This window comes from Geopsychrobacter electrodiphilus DSM 16401 (assembly GCF_000384395.1).
Taxonomy (GTDB): domain Bacteria; phylum Desulfobacterota; class Desulfuromonadia; order Desulfuromonadales; family Geopsychrobacteraceae; genus Geopsychrobacter; species Geopsychrobacter electrodiphilus.
Genome location: NZ_ARWE01000001.1, coordinates 1,557,333 through 1,578,352 on the forward strand (window position 1 = coordinate 1,557,333; position 21,020 = coordinate 1,578,352).

General features: G+C 50.7%; 18 protein-coding genes. 16 read left to right on the plus strand and 2 right to left on the minus strand.

Translation table 11 applies throughout. The features are described from left to right. Positions 1 to 91 precede the first annotated feature (91 nt). The 4 genes from D888_RS0107425 (at position 92) to D888_RS23570 (ending at position 3,451) form a co-directional block, all read left to right on the plus strand. Positions 92 to 430: a P-II family nitrogen regulator gene (locus D888_RS0107425; RefSeq protein WP_020675921.1), complete on the plus strand. Its 339-nt coding sequence runs from the start codon at positions 92 to 94 to the stop codon at positions 428 to 430. Positions 431 to 491: 61 nt separating this feature from the next. Next, positions 492 to 1,901, plus strand: coding sequence for a type I glutamate--ammonia ligase (gene glnA / locus D888_RS0107430; RefSeq protein WP_020675922.1), 1,410 nt, complete (start codon positions 492 to 494; stop codon positions 1,899 to 1,901). Positions 1,902 to 2,034: 133 nt separating this feature from the next. After that, the gene (locus tag D888_RS0107435; protein ID WP_020675923.1) at positions 2,035 to 2,805 is read left to right on the plus strand and encodes an ATP-binding protein; all 771 of its coding nucleotides are present in this window, start codon (positions 2,035 to 2,037) and stop codon (positions 2,803 to 2,805) included. A gap of 313 nt (positions 2,806 to 3,118) precedes the next feature. Further along, a complete protein-coding gene (locus D888_RS23570; protein ID WP_026362275.1) occupies positions 3,119 to 3,451 on the plus strand; it encodes a nitrous oxide-stimulated promoter family protein in 333 nt (110 codons plus the stop codon). Here the strand turns inward: D888_RS23570 and D888_RS0107445 are convergent. Together D888_RS0107445 and D888_RS20975 are read right to left on the minus strand one after the other, a co-directional pair. After that, positions 3,439 to 4,371 carry a cation diffusion facilitator family transporter gene (locus D888_RS0107445; RefSeq protein ID WP_020675924.1) on the minus strand — a complete coding sequence of 311 codons (933 nt, stop codon included), beginning with the start codon at positions 4,369 to 4,371 and terminating at the stop codon, positions 3,439 to 3,441. The two genes, D888_RS23570 and D888_RS0107445, sit on opposite strands and share 13 nt — an antisense overlap. 3 nt (positions 4,372 to 4,374) lie before the next feature. Beyond that, positions 4,375 to 4,887, minus strand: coding sequence for a hypothetical protein (locus D888_RS20975; protein WP_020675925.1), 513 nt, complete (start codon positions 4,885 to 4,887; stop codon positions 4,375 to 4,377). Positions 4,888 to 5,091: 204 nt separating this feature from the next. Here D888_RS20975 and mutS point away from each other — a divergent pair, with 204 nt between their 5' ends. From mutS to infB, 12 genes are all read left to right on the plus strand, one after another. Further along, positions 5,092 to 7,707 (plus strand): DNA mismatch repair protein MutS, encoded by a 2,616-nt coding sequence (mutS, locus tag D888_RS0107455; RefSeq protein ID WP_020675926.1) that lies wholly within the window; start codon positions 5,092 to 5,094, stop codon positions 7,705 to 7,707. Positions 7,708 to 7,712: 5 nt separating this feature from the next. Next, positions 7,713 to 9,407: an N-acetylmuramoyl-L-alanine amidase gene (locus tag D888_RS20980; protein ID WP_156826964.1), complete on the plus strand. Its 1,695-nt coding sequence runs from the start codon at positions 7,713 to 7,715 to the stop codon at positions 9,405 to 9,407. Then, positions 9,404 to 12,097 carry a [protein-PII] uridylyltransferase gene (gene glnD, locus D888_RS0107465; protein ID WP_020675928.1) on the plus strand — a complete coding sequence of 898 codons (2,694 nt, stop codon included), beginning with the start codon at positions 9,404 to 9,406 and terminating at the stop codon, positions 12,095 to 12,097. Before D888_RS20980 ends, glnD begins: the two co-directional genes overlap by 4 nt. A gap of 22 nt (positions 12,098 to 12,119) precedes the next feature. After that, a complete protein-coding gene (xerD, locus tag D888_RS0107470) occupies positions 12,120 to 13,007 on the plus strand; it encodes a site-specific tyrosine recombinase XerD (RefSeq protein ID WP_020675929.1) in 888 nt (295 codons plus the stop codon). A gap of 39 nt (positions 13,008 to 13,046) precedes the next feature. Continuing rightward, complete coding sequence (locus D888_RS0107475; protein ID WP_020675930.1) at positions 13,047 to 14,243, plus strand: cofactor-independent phosphoglycerate mutase; 1,197 nt, start codon at positions 13,047 to 13,049, stop codon at positions 14,241 to 14,243. A 64-nt stretch (positions 14,244 to 14,307) separates the two neighbouring features. Beyond that, positions 14,308 to 14,718 carry a DNA polymerase III subunit chi gene (locus D888_RS0107480; protein WP_245554999.1) on the plus strand — a complete coding sequence of 137 codons (411 nt, stop codon included), beginning with the start codon at positions 14,308 to 14,310 and terminating at the stop codon, positions 14,716 to 14,718. A 46-nt stretch (positions 14,719 to 14,764) separates the two neighbouring features. Beyond that, entirely contained in the window at positions 14,765 to 15,520 is a 756-nt protein-coding gene (locus D888_RS0107485) for an RNA methyltransferase (RefSeq protein ID WP_026362276.1), read from the plus strand. Beyond that, positions 15,513 to 15,842: a hypothetical protein gene (locus D888_RS0107490; RefSeq protein ID WP_020675933.1), complete on the plus strand. Its 330-nt coding sequence runs from the start codon at positions 15,513 to 15,515 to the stop codon at positions 15,840 to 15,842. Before D888_RS0107485 ends, D888_RS0107490 begins: the two co-directional genes overlap by 8 nt. Before the next feature lie 134 nt (positions 15,843 to 15,976). Beyond that, positions 15,977 to 16,459 carry a ribosome maturation factor RimP gene (rimP, locus tag D888_RS0107495; RefSeq protein WP_020675934.1) on the plus strand — a complete coding sequence of 161 codons (483 nt, stop codon included), beginning with the start codon at positions 15,977 to 15,979 and terminating at the stop codon, positions 16,457 to 16,459. Between the two features lie 79 nt (positions 16,460 to 16,538). Then, positions 16,539 to 17,693, plus strand: coding sequence for a transcription termination factor NusA (gene nusA / locus D888_RS0107500; protein WP_156827087.1), 1,155 nt, complete (start codon positions 16,539 to 16,541; stop codon positions 17,691 to 17,693). Beyond that, positions 17,690 to 18,286 (plus strand): DUF448 domain-containing protein, encoded by a 597-nt coding sequence (locus tag D888_RS0107505; protein WP_026362277.1) that lies wholly within the window; start codon positions 17,690 to 17,692, stop codon positions 18,284 to 18,286. Before nusA ends, D888_RS0107505 begins: the two co-directional genes overlap by 4 nt. After that, the gene (gene infB / locus D888_RS0107510) at positions 18,286 to 21,000 is read left to right on the plus strand and encodes a translation initiation factor IF-2 (protein WP_020675937.1); all 2,715 of its coding nucleotides are present in this window, start codon (positions 18,286 to 18,288) and stop codon (positions 20,998 to 21,000) included. Before D888_RS0107505 ends, infB begins: the two co-directional genes overlap by 1 nt. The last annotated feature ends 20 nt before the right edge of the window (positions 21,001 to 21,020 follow it).

The following is a 21,020-nucleotide window of genomic DNA, read 5'->3' on the forward strand; positions in this document are numbered from 1 at the left end:
TTGTTGCCGCAACAGGTATTGCTGGATTGCCGGAATATTTTACAAGACGCCATTTGGAAACCGTTTAACCTAGGTAGGGAGGAAACAACTAATGCGCAAGGTTGAGGCTATTATTAAGCCGTTCAAGCTCGACGAAGTTAAGGAAGCTCTCAACGAGATTGGGATTCAGGGTATTACTGTCAGCGAGGTTAAGGGGTTCGGCCGGCAGAAAGGGCATACCGAACTCTATCGCGGTGCAGAGTATGTGGTCGATTTTATTCCCAAGATAAAAATGGAAATTATCGTCAGTGATGACAACGTTGAACAGGTGGTCAACACCATTGCCGACGCTGCCAGAACTGGGCGCATCGGTGATGGCAAGATTTTTGTGACCCCGATTGACGAAGTTGTCCGTATCCGGACTGGAGAGCGGGGAGAGGAAGCACTTTAACCCCGCTTTTAATACTGATCCGTTACAATTTTAACCAAGGAAACCAAGGAGATTGAATCAGATGACAGGAAAAGAAGCACTGAAGTTTGCCGCAGATAACGGCTGCAAAATGGTTGATTACAAGTTCCTCGACTTTGTCGGTGTCTGGCAGCATTTTTCGACTCCGATGGCAGAACTCAGTGAGGATACTTTTGAAGAAGGGATCGGTTTTGACGGTTCTTCAATTCGCGGCTGGCAGCCGATTCATCAGTCCGACATGCTGCTTATGCCCCAGCCTGAAACTGCCAAGATAGACCCCTTTATTGAGGTTCCGACCCTGAGCTTGATCTGTAACGTCGCCGATCCGATCACCCGTGAGGGGTACAGCCGCGATCCGCGTTATATTGCCCAAAAGGCGGAAGCCTACCTGAAATCCAGCGGCATGGGTGACACTGCGTATATCGGTCCCGAGCCAGAGTTTTTCATTTTTGACGATGTTCGTTTTGCATCAAGCGCCAACGAATCGTTCTATTGTGTCGATTCGGTTGAGGGTGCCTGGAACACTGGCCGCGAGGAGTTTCCTAACCTCGGCTATAAACCCGCCCACAAAGGCGGATATTTTCCCTGTGCTCCGACTGACAGCCTGGTTGATCTGCGTAATGAAATGGTTGAAGTGCTGCAGAGTGTCGGTATGCATATCGAGGCTGTTCACCATGAGGTTGCTTCGGGTGGTCAGTGCGAAATCGACATGCGCTTCGATTCTCTGTTGAACATGGGTGACACCCTGCAGTGGTTCAAGTACATCGTCAAAAACGTTGCTTACCGTAACGGCAAATCGGTGACCTTTATGCCGAAACCGGTCTTCAACGATAACGGTTCAGGGATGCATTGCCATATGTCGATCTGGAAAGAAGGCAAAAACCTCTTTGCCGGTGATGGCTACGGTGGCCTGAGCAAGATGGCGCTCTATTTTATCGGCGGTATCGTTAAGCATGCCAAGGCGCTGAATGCTTTCACCAATCCGACTACCAATAGCTACAAGCGGCTGGTCCCTGGTTATGAGGCTCCGGTTAATCTGGCCTATTCAAACCGCAACCGTTCTGCCGCGCTGCGGATTCCAAATACCAACAGCGATAAGGCGAAACGTGTCGAGTGCCGCTTCCCGGATCCGGCTGCCAACGGGTACCTCTGTTTCTCGGCCTTGTTGATGGCCGGTCTTGATGGTATTGAGAACAAGATCGATCCGGGTCAGCCGATCGATAAAGATCTCTATGGTCTGTCGCCTGAAGAGATGAAGGATATCCCGCACGTCGCCGGGACTCTGCCTGAAGCCCTGAACTGCCTCGAAGCAGATCATGACTTTTTGCTGAAGGGTGATGTCTTCACCAAGGATGTTATTGATATGTGGCTCAGTTACAAGCGTACACATGAAGTTGATCCGGTCCGGATGCGTCCTTGTCCAGAAGAGTTCTCCCTTTACTACGATTGCTGATGCCTGCAGTTGTTTTTAAAAAAAGCCCCTGGCATTGCCTGGGGCTTTTTTTTTGATGTGAATCAAGGATATATATTTAAAGTTATTGCACTATGAACCTGCAAATAACAACAAACGCTGACGGAGAAAAATTATGGCAGTACGCGAAATGGTCAATATTGACGAAGCAAAATGTAATGGCTGCGGTGATTGTGTGCCTTCATGCGACGAAGGTGCGATTCAGATTATCAATGGCAAGGCGAAACTGCTGTCAGATAGCTTATGCGACGGACTCGGGGCATGTCTTGGTGATTGCCCACAGGGTGCGATTACGATTGGGAAACGAGAAGCTGATGCTTATGACGAAGAAGCTGTCACCCATCACCTGAAAGAGCTTTGCCGTGCGCCGGCCCCCCATCATGTAACTGCCGCGGTTGCACCTGCGATGGCCGGCGGTTGCCCATCGACACGCGTGCAGAGTTTCGGTGGCTGTCCCTCTGCGCAGGTTAAAGCCGTCGCTCCTGCAAGTTCAGAAATATCTGATGTCAGCGGGCAACGCTCCTCCGAGCTGCGTCAATGGCCTGTTCAACTGCATCTTATCCCAGCGACAGCACCGTTTCTGCAGGGGGCCAATCTGTTGATTGCTGCAGACTGTGTACCTTTTGCCTATGCTGACTTTCATAAGGATATGTTGAAAGAGAAGGCTCTGGTCATCGCTTGTCCAAAATTGGATGATGGGCAGGCCTATATCGAAAAACTTTCTCAAATGTTTGCGCAGGGCGGGATCAAGTCCTTGAGTGTAGCGATTATGGAAGTTCCTTGTTGTTCAGGTCTGGTCGCCATTGTGCGGCAGGCGTTGACCAAAAGTGGCGCTGACATTCCGCTTAAGGTTGTTACCATCAGCATTAAGGGAGAATTTAAGTAATTGTAGACCTGTGAGCGTTTCCCAATAAAAAGTTGACAATTAATTTCCTGATATGCTTTTATGACCCTAAGGGATGGGGGAAAAACCTAGACCTTGAAACCCGTCAGTTGGCTACCTCCGGCTGGCGGGTTTTTTTTCGTTTTATATCTCACCCTTCAGCTGATTTCCCCTCAAAATTCAGAATTTTCCCGGGTTCTTGACCTTTTGAGGAAGAGGTATGAACGCGGTGATTTAAGCATGGTGAAGTAGTATCCTGAAAGGAAGCGTCAGGTGCTTGAACTTTCCTTAAAAATAAGTAGCAGGTAAAAATTTCATGGATAAAGAAACCAAGGATTTAAAGGTACTGGCGCTCTTTACACGAGTCTATTGTGCCGATCATCACGCTGCTCGAGAGCGTGATGTCGTCGTCCCGGGGATTGCCAGTACCGCAAAAGGTCACTATTGCACAGAGTGCGCAGATTTCCTGAGCTATGCTATCGATCGTCGCCGGTGTTGTCCGTTGGATCCCAAGCCCAGTTGTCGACACTGCACCATTCACTGTTACCGGCCTGGCCATCGAGACAAGGTCCGGGAAATCATGCGTTATTCAGGCAAGGTTCTAATCATGCGGGGGCGCTTCGATCTCCTGTGGCATTATTTTTTTTGAGCCGCGACGATGCGTGATTTATCCTGTTCACAAATACCAATGCCAGGACAGTGACCTTCGGGGCAGGGCTCGACATGAATGGTGACATCGGCTCCGAGGATTCGGTCTTCGATCCCTTTTTCTAACTGATCGGCAATATCGTGGGCTTCTTTGACGCTCATGTGCTGGCAGACTTCAAGATGAAAATCCATTATTTTACGTGAACCGGCACGTCGGGTGCGCAAGTTGTGATAGCCGGCCAGCGGCAGGTTCTGATCAATAATCACCTCACGGACCTGAGTCTTGATCTCATCCGGGAGTTCGTGGTCAAGAATATCACGCAAGGCATGACGGAACAATTTAAAGGCTTCAGAGAGGATGTACGCGGCGACCAGAATTGACAGAGTCGGGTCGAGCCAAGGGAGATGAAATATACGGATGAGCAGCATGCCGAACAACAGGCCAAGGTTGCTGAAGATATCCATTCTGAAGTGTAGCGAGTCTGCGGCAAGTGCGGAAGAGTCGGTTCTGACCGCCGCTTTTTTAAGGTAGGTTGAGATTCCCCAGGCGGCAAGGGTCCCAAAGGCCAGGATGCCAATTCCCTGATCAACGTTGAGGTTCTGCTGGCCAGTGTAGAGCCGATTACCTGCTTCGTAGACGATCCAGCCGCCGGTACCCATAATAACCAGGGCCTGAAACATCGTGGCCAGGGTTTCAAATTTACCATGGCCAAAAGGGTGGCAATCATCCGCGGGCTGTTCGGCGTGTCGAATGGCGAGCAGATTCACTCCCGACATGACGATGTCGAGCAGGGAATCGACGGCCGATGCCATGACCGCCATGGAGCCGCTGGTTAATGCGAACACAACTTTGATGAGTGCCAGAAGCACGGCAGAGGTGATCGAAACCGTAGCTGCTCTGACTTTCGGGTTTTTTAGCATCGTTTATTTCAGCGGGCAGGCCTGGTTCCAGGCTCTGTACTCGTCGTCTTGCAGTTGATAAAAGGCATCGATACGGCCCTGGTAAAAATCGACCTGGGCTGCAGCCTGTTCAATCTCCTCGGCGATCGTTGAATCGACAAGGTCAAGCTCTACTGCATATTTATAGAAGAGGCTGGTCCCACGTAACATCGGTTCCAGTTCAGGCAGGTTCGGCTCAAGATTGCTGACGATATACCAGTTCCCTCCAAACTGCCGCAATTGTTCTGCGGTCGCCTGAAAGATGTTCTGACGCCTGGCGCCGATCATAAAATCACAGAGAAAGTAATCGACACCGGCGGCAAGTCGCCCCGCCTCCAGCGCTTCAGACCGTCGTTCGTCGAGGAGCCAGCGATGAAAAGCTTTGAGCAGCTGTTTACAGCAGCGGTCGGCGGTGATCTCTGTCTCAAGCGATTCTATATCATAGGTTCGCACGTTGCTTAGTTCAGCAAAGGGGATGATGGCAGGGGTTAGCCCCATTAATTTGAGTTCTCCATGAGTATTGGTTATTGAGTGATGTTTGCCGCATCATAAACAACTGCATTTGAAACCGTCAAGCACCGCAAGGAAGCGGCGACAACGTTTGCCTGACCGGGGGGTTTCTGTTAGTATGCGCGCTCCGCAACCGGTCGCTGCCGCCGAGATGCAATTCTGTGTAACCCTAAGAAAAAACAGGCTTATTAGATGTCTACCACCACCCCGCTCATGCGCCAATATCTCCAAATAAAATCAGAATATGAGGATGCGATTCTCTTTTTTCGACTGGGCGATTTTTATGAAATGTTTCTTGATGATGCGGTAACGGCATCGCGGGTCCTTGGCATTACCCTGACCTCGCGCAACAAAGGGGATAAGGATGCTATCCCCCTTTGTGGCATCCCCTATCACAGTAGTCAGGGTTATATCGCCAAACTGGTTGGCAGCGGCTATAAGGTTGCCATCTGTGAACAGGTGGAGGATCCCAAAACTGCTAAAGGAATCGTAAGACGTGAGGTGGTCAGGGTCGTCACTCCCGGGTTGGTGACTGATACTGACACGTTGGAACCGAAAGAGAACAATTACCTGCTTGCGCTGGTTGGTGATACGGCGTCCGGCTATGGTCTGGCGCATGTCGACATTACGACCGGTGAATTCCGGGTAACTCAGCTCGAAACGACCGAAAAGGTCGTGAGTGAACTTGCTTCTTTGCGTCCGCGGGAAATTCTGCTGCCGGTTGAAGTTGAGGGTGACAGCCTGCAACAGCAGTTTTTGCGCAGTCTCGAGGGGATGCTGGTCAATCGTCTGGGTGACTGGGAGTTTGAGACCGATCGGGCCTTTGAAACCATTTTCAACTTTTTTAAATGTGGCAGCTTGCAAGCCTTTGGGTGCCAGGATCTTCCGCAGGCGATTCGGGCTGCCGGAGGGCTTCTCTCTTATCTGCAACGAACGCAGATGGATGATCTGCGTCATATCAGGAATCTCACAACTTATCATACGCGCGACCACATGGTGCTTGATGAAGCGACCCGGCGTAACCTTGAGTTGACGGCGACTCTTCAGGACGGGCGAAAAAAGGGATCGTTGCTCGGTGTGCTTGATCGGACCGTGACGGCAATGGGGGGGCGCCTGTTGCGTCAATGGATCCATTATCCACTGATTGACCGAAATCGTATTACCCGCAGGCAGGATGCTCTGGAAGTGTTGCTCGATGATTCCCTCGGGCGGTTTGACCTGAGCGAAGCTCTGGACGGGATTTATGATCTGGAGCGACTGAACGGCAAGATATCGATGGCCAGTGCAAACGCGAAAGATATCGTTGCGCTGCGAGATTCCTTGCAGCGCTTGCCACGCATCGATGAACTGTTGCGAGATCGGAAATCCGAGTTGTTACAGTCCCTGCGTGACGGCATCGATCTGCTTCCCGAGCTTGTCGCTGAAATAAGCCGCGCGCTGGTGGATGATCCCCCCTTTGTTTTACGCGACGGTGGAATTATTCGTGATGGTTATAACTCTGAACTTGACGAATTGCGGGGCATGAGCCGCGAGGGGAAGGGTTGGATCGCACGCCTGGAACAACAGGAGAAGGCGCGCACCGGCATCAGTGCGATGAAGGTCAAATACAATCGGGTTTTTGGCTATTTTCTCGAGGTTCCGCGACGATTTTCAGAAGATCTCCCCGCAGATTATCAACGCAAACAAACTCTGGCCAATGCCGAACGCTTTATTACACCGGCTCTCAAAGAGTATGAAGAGAAGGTGCTGGGGGCCGAAGAGCGTCTGGTCGAACTAGAATATGAACTTTTCCAAGAGGTTCGTAAGAAAACTTCTGAACAAGGCGCTCGCATCCAGCAGACTGCCAATATGCTGGCTCAGCTGGATGCGTTGCTCTCACTCGCCGACCTCGCGCATGACCGTCAATATGTAAGGCCGCTGATTGACGACAAAGATGTGTTGGTGATTGAAGGGGGGCGCCACCCGGTTGTCGAACAGATGAACCTCCAAGAGCCATTTGTGCCGAATGACGTACAGCTTGATCTGCAGGAAAACCAGATTCTGATTATCACCGGCCCGAATATGGCCGGTAAGTCAACTTTTATGCGACAGGTAGCTCTGATAACCCTGATGGCCCAGATGGGGAGTTTTGTGCCAGCAGACAAGGCGCGGATCGGGGTTGTTGATCGCATCTTTACTCGGGTCGGGGCCAGTGATAATCTGGCAAAGGGTGAATCGACCTTTATGGTTGAAATGAATGAAACCGCCAATATCCTGCGGCATGCGACCAGCAAAAGCTTGTTGATTCTGGATGAAATTGGACGCGGGACCTCAACCTTTGACGGTGTGAGTATTGCCTGGTCGGTCGCTGAGTTTCTGCATGACAATAAAGAGATCGCGGCTAAAACTCTTTTTGCAACCCATTATCATGAATTGACCGATCTCTGCCTGACCCGTAAGCGGATTAAAAACTATAATATTGCCGTCAAGGAATGGAACGATCAGATTATCTTCCTGCGTAAAATTGTGGCTGGTGGAGCCAGTCGCTCCTACGGAATTCAGGTCGGGCGCCTGGCCGGATTACCTCAGCCGGTCATTGACCGCGCCAAAGAGATATTGCATAACCTTGAAGCCGGTGAATTCAGCCGGGAAAATGAACCGCGTATTGGACGCAGCAAAACGCAGGCAGCGCCGAAGTTTAATCCTCAACTGGCTCTGTTTTCTTCAAACGATGATCCCTTGCGCGAGCGTCTGACCCTTGTTGATGTCAGCAGGACGACGCCGCTTGAAGCCTTAAGTCTTCTTGATGAATTGAAGAAATTGCTTTGAATATCATGAAATGTACAGTTATTCAGTTTGTCATTCTAACGCTGCTGCTGTTGAGCACTTCTGGCGCTTTTGCTGCAGAGCCAAACTATCATGCTGTGCGCGCTGAATATGCAGCGCTGCTTGCCTCCCCTCGGGCCCAGCGGCAGAGGGATAATTGGCTGAGGCTGGTTAAACATATTGAATCCTTCATTGCCCTGAACAAGGATATTGCCCGCAAAGATGACGCAGAATTTCTGCTTGGGCGCGTTTGGCACGGCCTCTCACGTGCCTCCGGTCGTCGCGCCGATGCGCGGAAAGCTCAGGATCTCTATGAGTCGATGGCGCGAAACTACCCTAACAGTAATCTGGCGGACGATGCTCTGATTGCAGCCGCAGATATTGCGCTCGAAACCTTCTCAGATCAGACCGCTGCCTATAATGATTATTTGCAGATAACTACTGTCTTGCCGCCTGGAGATATGCTTGGTGTTGCTCTGTCGCGTCTCAAGAGGTTGGCTTATGCTGCTCCCTCCATTCCAGCTCAATCTCAAAAACAGCCAAGTCAGGCCTCTGGTGCCAAGGGGAAGTTATCTGCTATCCGAGTCTGGAATAGCCCTGAATATACACGGGTGGTGATTGATTTGAACCAGGCCACGGATTATGACTCTCATCAGTTAAAAGGGAGTGAGCCACGTATCTATCTTGATTTTGCCGACATCGAACTGGCGGAAGGTATTTTGGCTACCCAGCCTGTCCACAAAGGTATTTTGCGTCAGATTCGAAGTGGCCCCATAGACAGCGGAGGGGTGCGAGTCGTCCTTGATCTGCTTCAGGGCGGGGAGTTTCAGGTCTTTAACCTTGAAAAACCTGATCGTGTGGTGATCGATATACGGACAGCCAGATCGTCGGATGACAGTGCCGTTGAAATTAAGGCGTCAGCTCCGGCCGGACCCGATTCGATAGGTGGTATCCTTGATGACGTTCCCATCAGTACCCCCCCCGTTTTACATGTCCCGCAGCATAATACCAGCGAAGGAATTCATCTGATTGTCGTCGATGCAGGACACGGGGGGAAGGATCCGGGTGCGGTTGGACGCAACGATACCTTCGAGAAGGATATCACCCTCTCGGTTGCGCTCAAGCTTGCGTCAGCCCTGCGCAAAGAGCTGAAGTGCAAGGTTTTGCTGACGCGCAGCGACGATCGTTTTATTCCTTTGCACGCCAGAACCGCTTACGCCAACAAGGTCGGAGCGGACCTGTTTATCTCGTTGCACGCAAATGCCAGTGCCAATCGCAAGGCCTACGGTCTTGAAACCTATTATTTAAATCTGTCGAAGAACAATCAGGCCGCCGAAGTGGCGGCTCGGGAGAATGGCACGTCACTCGAGGAAGTCGGCAACCTCGAAGCGATTCTTTTTGACCTGATGGCGAACGCCAAAATAAACGAGTCCAGCCGTTTGGCGGCTGAAATCCAGCAAGCACTTATTCAACAACTTTCGCCGAAATTTTCTAATATTAAGGACCTCGGGGTGCGGCAGGGTCCCTTTCATGTTTTATTGGGGGCCACCATGCCGTCAGTTCTTGTAGAGACTGCGTTTATCAGTAACCGTCGCGAAGAGAAACGGTTGATTTCCAGGGCATATCAAGAACGCGTAGCAGAGGCGATCGTGCAGGGGGTCAAGGATTATTCTCAGACGATCAAACAGGTTGCGGGTAAATGAAAACAACATTACGACCTGATACTCAAGCGTTCAATCCTTTGGATCTGGTGCAAAAGGCGGTCAGTTATGAGATTGCTCGACCGCTTCTGCTTGAAGCCAGTCGTGCCTATCTCGATCAGCAGTTGGGATCTATCCGAAATTTCCATCGAACCGGTGCCAGCGGCAGTAAAGTCACTCTGGCCCTGACCCAGTTGTTTGATGATATCACCCAGCAGTTATTTGCCGCCGCCGCCTGGAAGTTGGACGCTGCATCAGTGGAAAATTGTGCCCTTTTCGCACTCGGTGGGTACGGTCGTTGTGAGATGAACCCGCGTTCGGATCTTGATCTGATGTTTTATTATATTGACGGTGGGCGCGATGCTGCCGAAAAAATATCTGATCGCATGCTTTATCTTCTCTGGGATTTGGGGCTTGATGTCGGTTATTCTGTGCGTTCGGCGCCAGATTGTCTTGAACAGGCCCGTCAGGATATTACAGTGCGCACTGCCATGTTGGACACGCGATTTCTGGCCGGCAGTCAGACGGCATGGGATGGTTTTAAGCGCAGCGTATTTCCTCATGTCCTGGGGGATACGACTTCAAAATTCATCAAAGCCAAGCTCGAAGAGAATCAGGAGCGTCGCCGGAAGTATGGTTCCTCGGTGTATCTGCTGGAGCCGAATATCAAAGAGGGTGAGGGGGGACTGCGCGATCTGCATGCCGCACTCTGGACGGCGCGCATCAAATTTAAGGCTTCCTCTCTGCGCGATCTGGTGATCAAGGGGGTGCTGAACGAAGAAGAGGCCGCTGCGATTGAGGGAGCCTATGATTATTTATGGAAGATTCGCAACGAACTCCATTTTCTGGCGACACGCAAGAGTGATCAGGTACTGTTCGAGCATCAGAGTAAAATCGCGGCATTCCTCGGTTATAAGGATGATAAACGCGCCCCTGCAGTTGAGCAGTTCATGCAGGAATACTACACTCACGCTGCTCACGTTGAGCATCTTTCCAGCGGCCTGATCATCAAGGCGACCCAGCGTGACGAATCCAGAGCTGGCGTGCTCGGGTTTTTCGTTCGTCGTAATCTTGAGGACGGTTTCACCATTTTGCGCGGTGAGATTCGTCTCGAATCTGAAGAGCGTCTGCGTGAAAAGCCGGCACTCATCATGAAAGCATTTGAACTGGCACAGTATCAGGGGGCTGAGTTGAGCGTGCCACTCAAACTGCAAATCCGCGATAATCTGAACCTGATTAATGATCGTGTCCGCCGGTCCAAGGAGATAAATGAGTCCTTTCTGCGCATCTTGCGTCACCCCAAAGGAGTCGGAAGAACCTTGCGTCAGATGCATCATCTGCACGTCCTGAATCACTTTATCCCAGAATTCAAACGGATATTCTGCAAGGTTCAGTTCGATCTGTATCATATCTACACGGTCGATATTCACAGCCTGTTTGCGGTTGAAGAGACCTGTCGGTTGTGGGATGGCGGCTACGACAAGGAATATCCGCTGCTTGCTCATCTGGCTAAAGATGTCGAAAAGCGCGAGTTGCTGTTGTTGGCCGTCCTGTTCCATGATATCGGCAAAGGGGAGGGGAAGGACCATTCAACCAAGGGTGCCTCAATGGTGCCGACCATCGCACGGCGTATGGGACTTAATCGCGAAGACAGTGCTCGCCTGGAGTTTCTGGTGCAGAATCATTTGAGCATGGTGCATGTCTCCCAGCGCCGGGACCTTAATGACCGGCGGACTATTTCAGATTTCGCGGGGTTGATGGGGATGAGCGAAAATCTGAAAATGCTCTACCTGTTAACCTTTGCCGATGTACGTTCGGTAGGACCAGATGTCTGGAGTGGATGGAAGGGGCAGTTGCTGCAGGAACTCTATGAGAAGACCTTTGACCTGCTCGAAAAAGGTGATTTCTTTCAGGAGAAACATTCAGAAAAAGTGCGCAATCGTAAACGCAAGGTACGTGCTGCGTTGCTGGAAGATTTTCCGGAATCACGGGTCAATCGCTGTCTGGCCAATCTGAGTACCCGCTACCTGTTGAGTTACCATTCCAAGGAGATTGTCGGCCATCTGCAGTTATCGCTGGGTCGTGGTAAAGAGACCCTGGCTCTGCAGGTTGAGCAGCATCAGGCGCATAACTACACCCAGGTGACGCTGGCGACCCTCGACCACCCGGGTTTGTTTTCGCAAATTGCCGGGGTGATGGCAGCGCATGCGATAAATATTCTAGGAGCGCAGATCCATACCCGTAAAAACGGTCTGGTGCTCGATGTGTTGAAGGTGAACAGTTCAACCGGAACGGCGGTTGAGAATGGTTCCAAATGGAAGCGGCTAGAAAAGGATCTGGCTGGGGTGATTGAGGGGCGTCTGTTTGTGGATAATCTACTCAAACGTCAGAAGGCACCCAGCTTTATGGCGAAGCGCGATAAACCACAGCGACCTAATCATATCGACATTTTGAATGATGTTTCAGATAAATATACCGTTATTGATATCTATACTCACGACCGGATCGGTCTGCTCTACGATATTACGCGAACCCTGACCGAACTTGGACTCTATATCGCGGTGTCGAAGATTTCGACCAAAGTCGATCAGGTTGCTGACGTTTTCTATGTTCGGGACATCTTTGGACAGAAGATCGTTCAACCTGAGAAGTTGAGGAAAATTGAAAACGATCTTCTCGCCTGCCTGGATTAATTGCCTGTCCGGATAGATGGTTATGGACTCATACCTCGATTCGTTTTTAAATTATCTAGTGGTTGAAAAAGGGTTGTCCGTCAATACTCTTGAGGCTTATGGTCGTGACCTTCGCCGATACCTTGATTATCTGATGAGTCAGGATATCAACGGAATAGATCAGATTACCCAGGCGCAGGTCATCGGTTTTCTCGCGGCCCTTAAGGATGAGGGTCTGGCGCCGAGAAGTCGCGCCCGTGTACTCAGCTCCATCCGCAGCTTTCATCGGTTTTTGCTCGGCGAAAAACATGCGAAGAATAATCCGACCCTCTTGCTTGAATCGCCACGAACCCTGCGGGCTCTGCCGCGACTCTTGTCGCAGCAGGAGGTTGAATCCTTGCTGGCGACGCCGAACGGGACCGACCCGCTGACTCTGCGTGACCGTGCGATGCTTGAAGTTCTTTATGCTACGGGACTCCGGGTTTCTGAACTTGTCGGGCTGAAGCGGGCCGATATAAATCGGGATATCGGCTGCCTGTCGGCGTTTGGCAAGGGGAGTAAACAGCGACTCGTACCTTTGGGTGAGGTTGCATTAACCGCTCTTGAAGAGTATCTTGCCCAGGGCCGTGCGCTGTTGAAGCCTGCATCTGCCTGCCAGTATCTGTTTCTTAATCGTCGAGGCGGTGGTCTCAGCCGGCAGGGGTTCTGGAAGATACTCAGGCGTATTGCACTGCAATCCGGGATCAATTGCACCATCTATCCGCACATGTTGCGTCACTCCTTTGCCACGCATCTGCTCGAAAATGGTGCGGATTTACGCGCTGTGCAGACCATGCTGGGGCATGCGGATATCAGCACGACCCAGATTTATACCCATGTTATTCGTGAACGACTGAAACAGGTTCATCAGCAATTTCATCCTCGCGGCTGAGCACTGGTCGCACTGAACACTTATTACAGGCAGGAGCGTATGAAGTATCTGGTACTTTTAGGTGATGGTATGGCCGACGAGCCGATTGAGGTCTTGGGCGGTTTAACCCCTCTGCAAAAGGCTCATACGCCGCATATGGATATTCTGGCCAATTCCGGAATCCTCGGTATGGCCGCGACGGTGCCCAAAGGGTTTCACCCCGGGAGTGATGTCGCCAATCTGGCCGTTTTCGGCTATGACCCGGCGCTCTCTTATTCGGGCCGTGCGCCGCTTGAAGCCGCCAGTATTGGGGTCGACCTCGGGCCGGATGATATTGCCTTTCGTTTGAACCTGGTCTGGCTCGAAGCACATTACGGCAAACTCTACATGGGCGACTTCTCGGCTGGGCATATCTGCACCAGCGATGCCGCTGAGTTGATCAACTCTCTGCAATCCGAATTGGGGGATGACCAGTTCAGTTTTCATCCCGGCATCTCTTATCGTCACCTTCTGGTCTGGCATGGCGGCAGGGAGAAGCTGACATGTACACCTCCTCACGATATCAGTAGTCAGAGTATCGAATCCCATCTGCCGCAGGGGGAAGGGAGCGCTGAGCTGATTGCGCTGACGACTTCGGCACAGATGCTCCTGGCCAACCATCCGGTCAATAATGCGCGGCTTGAACGCGGCGATCTCCCCGCAAATTCCATCTGGCTGTGGGGACAGGGCCGACGCCCGCAAATGAAGACTTTCCAAGAGCTTTACGGATTGGACGGAGGGGTCATCTCTGCGGTTGACCTGATTCGAGGACTGGGAGTTTGTGCTGGTCTCAAAATTGTCGAGGTTCCCGGTGCGACAGGCTATATCGATACCAATTATTTAGGGAAGGGTGAAGCGGCTCTCGAGCTTTTAAAGGAATCTGATTTTGTCTATCTGCATGTTGAAGCGCCAGATGAAGCGGCACATGGTGGTTTACTGGATGAAAAAATCCAGGCTATCGAAGATTTTGACCGTTTTGTGGTGGGGACTATTTATGCTCATCTGGACCAGATAGGGGACTGTCGTATCCTGGTGATGCCGGATCATCCAACCCCGGTCGAACTGCGAACCCATACAGCGAAGGCCGTGCCCTATCTGCTGTTTGATAGCCGCACACCTCACATTCAAAGGGATAGTGGTTATTCTGAAGTGAGCGCCGAATCTACGGGCGTGCGCTGCGCCGGGCATCTTCTCTTGCCACAACTTCTCGAACTTTGATTGTTTTATCCTATCGAAAACCAAGTCTGATATGTCCGAATCGGTGAGGCTGAAGTTGGTAGAAGTGCGGTTTATAAAACTTGATCGGCCGGAGAAGGCCCTGCATCTGTGTCGTCTGGCCGATGAGCATTTTCTCGCGGGAACCCGCAGCCTGGTTGTGATTGACGATGAAAATCGTGCCGTGACACTGGACCGTTTTATGTGGGTCTGGGACAAGTGCTCGTTTTTACCCCATGCCCTTGATAATGGCACCGTTGAGTGTTTGGATGAACCGGTGGTGATAAGCACTGAGGAGCACAACAGCAACCAGGCACAGGTGCTCATTATGGGCACCACCTGCATGGATGATGGCTTTATGGCGCAATTTGATTTGATTTATGATTTTGCTGAAACCTATGATGAACGACTGGCGGAGGAGGCCAGAACGCGCTTTCGCAGATATCGTTCTCTTGGCTATAACCCCACCATGGTATGATCATTACTCTCTCTTCCTTTTTATCTGAAAGTCTAAGACGCGAATTATGGCATCTCCGTTTCAGTTGAAAAACATTTGTGTGGTTCTGGTAGAACCTCAGGGCCCTCTAAATATAGGTTCTGTTTGCCGGGCAATGATGAATTTTGGTTTGTGCGATCTGCGTCTGGTCAATCCGCAAACCGACCATCTGGTTCACAGCGCACGTCAAATGGCCGTCAAGGCGACAGTTCTTTTAGAACAGGCCTCTGTCTTCAACTCTCTGAGGGATGCGCTGGATGATTGTGTCACCGCTTTTGGTACGACGCGACGGTTTGGCAAGTATCGCGAAGGTATGCTCTATCCCGATGTGGCGGCAGAACAAGCCTTGCCCCTGAGTATTAACGGGCGCGTCGGATTTGTTTTCGGTCGTGAAGATAAGGGATTACATACCGCTGAACTTGATCTTTGTCAGCGTTTTATCACCATCCCGACCGATGCCGATTTGCCTTCAATGAATCTGGCTCAGGCTGTAGCCCTCTGCCTCTATGAACTGCGTCGTGCCCAGGAGAGGCTTCTGGGCGCATCTAGTGCACAGAAAAAACTGGCCGGGGTGAAATCAATGGAAGAAATGTATACGCACATGGAGAATACACTGGCCAGTTGCGGTTATTTGAATCCCCAGAACCCCGACCATATTTTACGCGCCTTCCGGCGGATTTTTAGCCGTGCGGATTTGAATGCGCGCGAAGTCAGGATTTTACGTGGTCTCTGGAGCCAGATTGATTCTTTACAAAGCCAGTTGCAAGGCCCGACCAATGACTGAGGTCCTCCTCCGCAAAGTAGAGATAAATAAGAGTCTGACCCTTGAATTTTATGATCTGAGCAATCGATACTTTGGTGATTATTACCGGGTCTTGATCGAGATTGAGGCTCTGCCGGCCTCACCCTGTGGAGTGCTTCGCTTGCGTTATCAACGCCCGCTTAAAAAAATGGGTGTTGCCGGAGCTGAAGTTGAGTTGCAAAAGGAGAGATTGATCGATCAGTTTCTCCAGACTACGGCGCAGTATATGGGGCAGCCTGGATTTGTGCAGCAATTGTTGGTTGCAATGAGTAAATCAGATCAGCGGCTTTGGAAGCACATATAAGTGAATTGATGGTCTAAAAGGGGCGTTTTTTCTTGCATTCCCTCTCCTCGTTGTGATAATAATTCAGCGTTTGTTGACTGTACCATTAAGAAAGTGAGCTCCGGCTCGCTTTTTTTGTTGTTTGGGAGTCTGGTTTGAGTCGCATAATTGAACAAGTTGAGCAGCTAGTGCAGCCAGTAGCTGAAGACCTTGGGTTGGAACTGGTTGATATCGAGTACCAGCGAGAAGATCGTGGCTGGGTTCTTAGAATTTATCTCGATAAGACGGGCGGTATCAATCTTGATGACTGCGCGAATGCGAGTCGTGAGATCAGCACCCTGCTTGACGTTGAAGATGTTATCGGCACAGTTTATACTCTGGAAGTCTCTTCGCCCGGCATCGAGCGAGTGATCAAGAAATTAGACGATTTCGAGCGTTTCCGTGGTCAGATGATTAAAATAAAGACCTGTCGCAGTTGTGATCCAGATGGACGAGGACAGAATCGAAAAATCTTTATCGGAGTATTGCAAGGGGTAAGAGAAGGGCAAGTGTTTTTGATCCAGGCGGACAAAAAGACTGGAGAGATCGCTTTTGACCTGCAGGCTATTGAAAAAGCCAATCTGGTTTTTGAGTTTTAATTGAGAAATTACTGTTCACTGTTTCGGGTCTGCTTACGTCAGGCTACGGATAAAAACAACATTAAAGGGGACAATCATGATGGTGGGTAACCTGAATCACATCATCGATCAGGTGGTTAAAGACAAGGGCATTGCGCGCGGCGTTTTGGTCGAAGCGCTAGAGTCAGCCGTCCTGAGCGCCGCCAATAAAAAATATCGCAATACGCGCGATCTGGAAGCTCACTTCAACCAAGAAATCGGCGAAGTCGAGGTCTTTGAATTCGTGACAGTTGTTGACGAGGTTGTAGACTCCTACAAGGAGATCGATCTGGGAGAAGCCAAAGAAGTTGATCCCGAGGTCGAGGTTGGTGATTCCCTGGGGATGATGCTTGAAGCTAGCGGCTTCAGTCGTATTGCTGCCCAGACCGCGAAGCAGGTCATTATTCAGAAAGTTCGTGAAGCCGAACGCGAGGGTGTTTTTAACGAATTTAAAGACCGCATCGGTGAGGTTGTTAACGGGATAGTGCGCCGATATGAGCGTGGTGATCTTATTGTCGATCTCGGTCGTGCCGAGGCTCTGCTTCCTTCGCGAGAGCAGGTGCCTCGTGAAAATTATCGCCAGTCAGATCGTGTCCGAGCTTATATCTCTGAAGTGAAGATGTCGACCAAGGGGCCGCAGATTATTCTTTCCCGGACCCATCCAGGGTTGCTGATCTCTCTCTTTAAATCTGAAGTACCAGAGGTTGCCGAGGGGATTGTTGAGATCAAGGGCGCGGTGCGTGAACCAGGGAATCGGGCTAAAATTGCAGTTGTCTCACATGATGTCGATGTCGATCCAGTTGGTGCTTGCGTCGGGATGCGTGGTTCACGTGTGCAGAATGTGGTCACTGAACTCCGCGGTGAGCGGATCGATATTATCCCATGGAGTCCTGACACGGCGCGGTTTGCCTGCGCTGCGTTGGCGCCCGCTGAAGTCTCTCGTGTCTACATCGATGAAGACGGTAAGTCTCTTGAGGTTATTGTTCCGGATGACCAACTGTCACTGGCGATCGGCAAGAAAGGCCAAAACGTCCGTCTTGCGGCTATGCTAATTGGCTGGAAAATCGATATCAAGAGTGAGACACGGGCAAAAGAAGAAGAACAGGAAGAGGTCGTTCCCGATAATGAGGTTGTCAGCGAGGCAGAAGAGAACGATACTGCTGTGAACGTTGTTGAAAATTCGGGAGAAGATGTTGTCGATGAGGACCAGGATTGAGCAAACGTTGCAGAGAGCCTGAACGAACTTGTATCGCTTGTCGAACATCGCAACCGCAAGCAGCGTTGCTTCGATATGTCTTGTCTCCACAGCACCAATTGTTAGTCGATTACCGGCATAAGTTACCGGGACGAGGAATATATACCTGTTTCGAACTTGATTGCATCCGTAATGCCATTGAGCGCAAGCAGTTTCAACGTGGGTTAAAGGTCGATCATCAGCCGGTGACGGTGGACGAGATCGTTGCCTCCATCCTTGAAACCCTGCGGCAGAGGATAGAAAATCTGCTTGGGATGGCTCGTAAATCCAGTCAGGTGGTTTCGGGGAGCGAGGCCGTTATTAATGGACTTAGAAAAAAAGACGGCCTGGTCTTTGTTCTATTGAGCGATGATGTTTCCTCTGGTATAGCTGAAAAGCTTCTGCCCGTGGCCAAAAGACAGTCAATAGAAGTTTTTCAGATGTTTAGCAAGGGCAGGATAGGTGAGATTTTGGGGAAGGGTGAGCGCAGCGTTGCTGCTTTGCACGCCGGAAAACTGGCTGTTGCAATGAAGCTCGAAGTGCAACGTTATAAGCGGATGTCAAGGGAGAATTGATGGGTACCAAACGGGTATACGAACTGGCTAAGGAAATGGGCCTCGAAAATAAGGAACTGCTGGCCAAGTTGGAAGAGGCCGGAATTGAGGGAAAGTCCCACTCCAGTTCATTGTCTGATGATGAGCTTGCCGCTCTTACGCATTCGAAAACTCCAACTGAGGAAAAAATCGAGGAGAGCCGGATTAAGCCGGGAATCATTCGTCGGCGTCGAACAGTCGTGAATGTACCCGAACCCGAGCCTGAAGTTGCCCCTGTAGTGGAGGCGCCGGTCGTTGCCCCAAACGCTGAAGAGGTCGAACCCCTTGTGGCAAAAACTGCCACCAGCGTTTCCGATTCCGATGTTGGCCTTGTTAATGAACCGGAGCAACCTGCAGTAGCAAAGACAAAGGTTAAACCGACCAAGGAAACTCAATCGGAAGTCGATGCTCTTGGAAAAACCCCCAGCCAGCCTGTTTCACCTGCGGCTGCTGAGCCCCTGGCTGAATCCAGTGCCAATCGAGCTATTATCCTCGGTCGGGTCGAGTTGCCTAAGCCTGCGCCTCCGGCGCAAAGACGGCCATCCCGGCCGCAGGATCGCCCCGAGCGCGCAGGACGTCCAGAAGGTGCCGCCGCTCGTCCCGGCTCTGCGAGACCTACCGCACATCCTGGATCTGCAAGACCTTCGACACATCCTGGCTCTGCAAGACCGGCATCTGCACGACCCGGTGGTGGATCATCATTACCGAATGTTATGGCCCCGGTTGCGCCGCCTTCTGAAAAAGAGGATACACGGAGTAAACGGAAGAAAAAGTCACGTAACAATAGTAATGAATCTGAGGCTGATGGACGTGTTTCTCGTCGTGGCCGCCAGGTGGAGGTTTTCGAGCCTTCCCGTATGGGCCAGCGGCGTAAATTGAGAAAGGGTGAAAAAGCCCTGCGCAAAACTGAAATTACGATCAGCAAGGCGATTAAGCGGGTCATCCGGATTACCGATTCCATTACGGTGGGTGAGTTGGCCAAACGGATGGGCATCAAGGCAAATGAAATTATTTCTGAATTGATGCGTCAGGGAACGATGGTTTCCATTAACCATCCGCTTGATTTTGAAACTGCGGTTCTGATCGCTTCTGAATTTAGCTATGAAGTAGAGAACGTAGCATTTGACGAAGATATTGCAATCGCCGGCACCGGTGATAAAGCATCAGAGGAGCTTGATGAGAATCTTCAGTCACGTCCTCCTGTTGTTACAATTATGGGTCACGTTGACCATGGTAAAACCAGCTTGCTTGATGCCATTCGTGAGGCAAAAGTTACTGAAGGCGAAGCAGGAGGCATCACCCAGCATATTGGTGCGTATGATGTTGAGCTTGAAGGTCGTAAAATTACATTTTTAGATACTCCTGGTCACGAAGCTTTTACCGCAATGCGAGCGCGTGGTGCGGGTGTGACAGATATCGTTGTGCTGGTTGTCGCAGCGGATGATGGCGTCATGCCGCAAACTAAAGAGGCAATAAATCACTCTAAGGCGGCCGGTGTCCCGATCATTGTTGCGATCAATAAAGTTGATAAACCTGACGCAAACCCTGACCGGGTCAAGCAAGAATTGACCGAATTTGAACTCGTTCCTGAAGAATGGGGTGGAGTTACTATCTTTGTCGAAGTCTCTGCCAAGGCCAAAACGAACATTGATACGCTGCTTGAAATGATTCTGCTTCAGGCTGAGATCTTAGAACTTAAAGCCAATCCAGATAAGAATGCGCGCGGATCTATCGTCGAAGCACGTCTTGATAAGGGTCGCGGAGCAGTGGCGACGGTCCTTGTTAAAGAAGGAACGCTTAAGGTCGGAGACCATATCGTTGCTGGTACCCAGTATGGTCGTGTTCGTTCTATGACGAATGCCGCGGGGCTTGCTGTCAAAGAAGCTGGACCGTCTTTTCCGGTAGAGGTTACCGGGCTTGCGGGTGTTCCTCATGCAGGAGATCTCTTTCATGCGGTTGATAATGAAAAAACCGCACGTGAGGTTTCGATGCACCGTCAGCAGAAACAACGCGAAATTGAACTTTCAAAGACCAGTAAGGTCTCGCTTGAGCAACTCTTTGCTAAAATGCAAGAAGGCGAAGTTGAGGAGTTGGCAGTCATCATTAAAGCCGATGTCCAGGGCTCAGTCGAGGCTGTTCGTGAATCGCTTTTGAAGTTAACCACCAGTAATTGTCGTCTTAACGTGATCCACACAGGTGTCGGCGGAATCAATGAATCAGATGTGACGTTGGCGAATGCTTCGAATGCCATAGTTCTTGGATTTAACGTTCGTCCTGAGGTTAAGGCTAAGGCCCTGGCTGAAAGTGAAGAGGTTGATATTCGTCTTTATAGCGTCATTTATGATGCTGTAAATGATATACGAGATGCTATGGAAGGGCTCTTGGCTCCGACTCTGCGTGAAAGGGAACTTGGCCGTGTTGAGGTGCGGGACACTTTCCATGTTTCACGTGTCGGCACTATCGCAGGTTGTTACGTGACTGAGGGTAAGATTCTGCGTAATGCCCAGACTCGGTTGGTGCGGGATAGCGTTGTTGTGTGGGAAGGGAAGCTTCATTCTCTCAAGCGTTTCAAAGATGACGCTAAAGAGGTCGCGAGTGGTTACGAGTGCGGTATAGGTCTTGAAAATTACAATGATATTAAGGTTGGAGATATCATTGAAGTGTTCGAAATTGAATCTGTTAAGACCAGCCTCTAGTCCAGGTTTAGCTGGAACAA

Bases quoted from the DNA above. Each gene is read 5' to 3' on its own strand.
- D888_RS0107425 (WP_020675921.1), top strand. From the start codon at position 92: ATGCGCAAGGTTGAGGCTATTATTAAGCCGTTCAAGCTCGACGAAGTT.
- glnA (WP_020675922.1), top strand. From the start codon at position 492: ATGACAGGAAAAGAAGCACTGAAGTTTGCCGCAGATAACGGCTGCAAA.
- D888_RS0107435 (WP_020675923.1), top strand. From the start codon at position 2,035: ATGGCAGTACGCGAAATGGTCAATATTGACGAAGCAAAATGTAATGGC.
- D888_RS23570 (WP_026362275.1), top strand. From the start codon at position 3,119: ATGGATAAAGAAACCAAGGATTTAAAGGTACTGGCGCTCTTTACACGA.
- D888_RS0107445 (WP_020675924.1), bottom strand. From the start codon at position 4,371: ATGCTAAAAAACCCGAAAGTCAGAGCAGCTACGGTTTCGATCACCTCT.
- D888_RS20975 (WP_020675925.1), bottom strand. From the start codon at position 4,887: ATGGGGCTAACCCCTGCCATCATCCCCTTTGCTGAACTAAGCAACGTG.
- mutS (WP_020675926.1), top strand. From the start codon at position 5,092: ATGTCTACCACCACCCCGCTCATGCGCCAATATCTCCAAATAAAATCA.
- D888_RS20980 (WP_156826964.1), top strand. From the start codon at position 7,713: ATGAAATGTACAGTTATTCAGTTTGTCATTCTAACGCTGCTGCTGTTG.
- glnD (WP_020675928.1), top strand. From the start codon at position 9,404: ATGAAAACAACATTACGACCTGATACTCAAGCGTTCAATCCTTTGGAT.
- xerD (WP_020675929.1), top strand. From the start codon at position 12,120: ATGGACTCATACCTCGATTCGTTTTTAAATTATCTAGTGGTTGAAAAA.
- D888_RS0107475 (WP_020675930.1), top strand. From the start codon at position 13,047: ATGAAGTATCTGGTACTTTTAGGTGATGGTATGGCCGACGAGCCGATT.
- D888_RS0107485 (WP_026362276.1), top strand. From the start codon at position 14,765: ATGGCATCTCCGTTTCAGTTGAAAAACATTTGTGTGGTTCTGGTAGAA.
- D888_RS0107490 (WP_020675933.1), top strand. From the start codon at position 15,513: ATGACTGAGGTCCTCCTCCGCAAAGTAGAGATAAATAAGAGTCTGACC.
- nusA (WP_156827087.1), top strand. From the start codon at position 16,539: ATGGTGGGTAACCTGAATCACATCATCGATCAGGTGGTTAAAGACAAG.
- infB (WP_020675937.1), top strand. From the start codon at position 18,286: ATGGGTACCAAACGGGTATACGAACTGGCTAAGGAAATGGGCCTCGAA.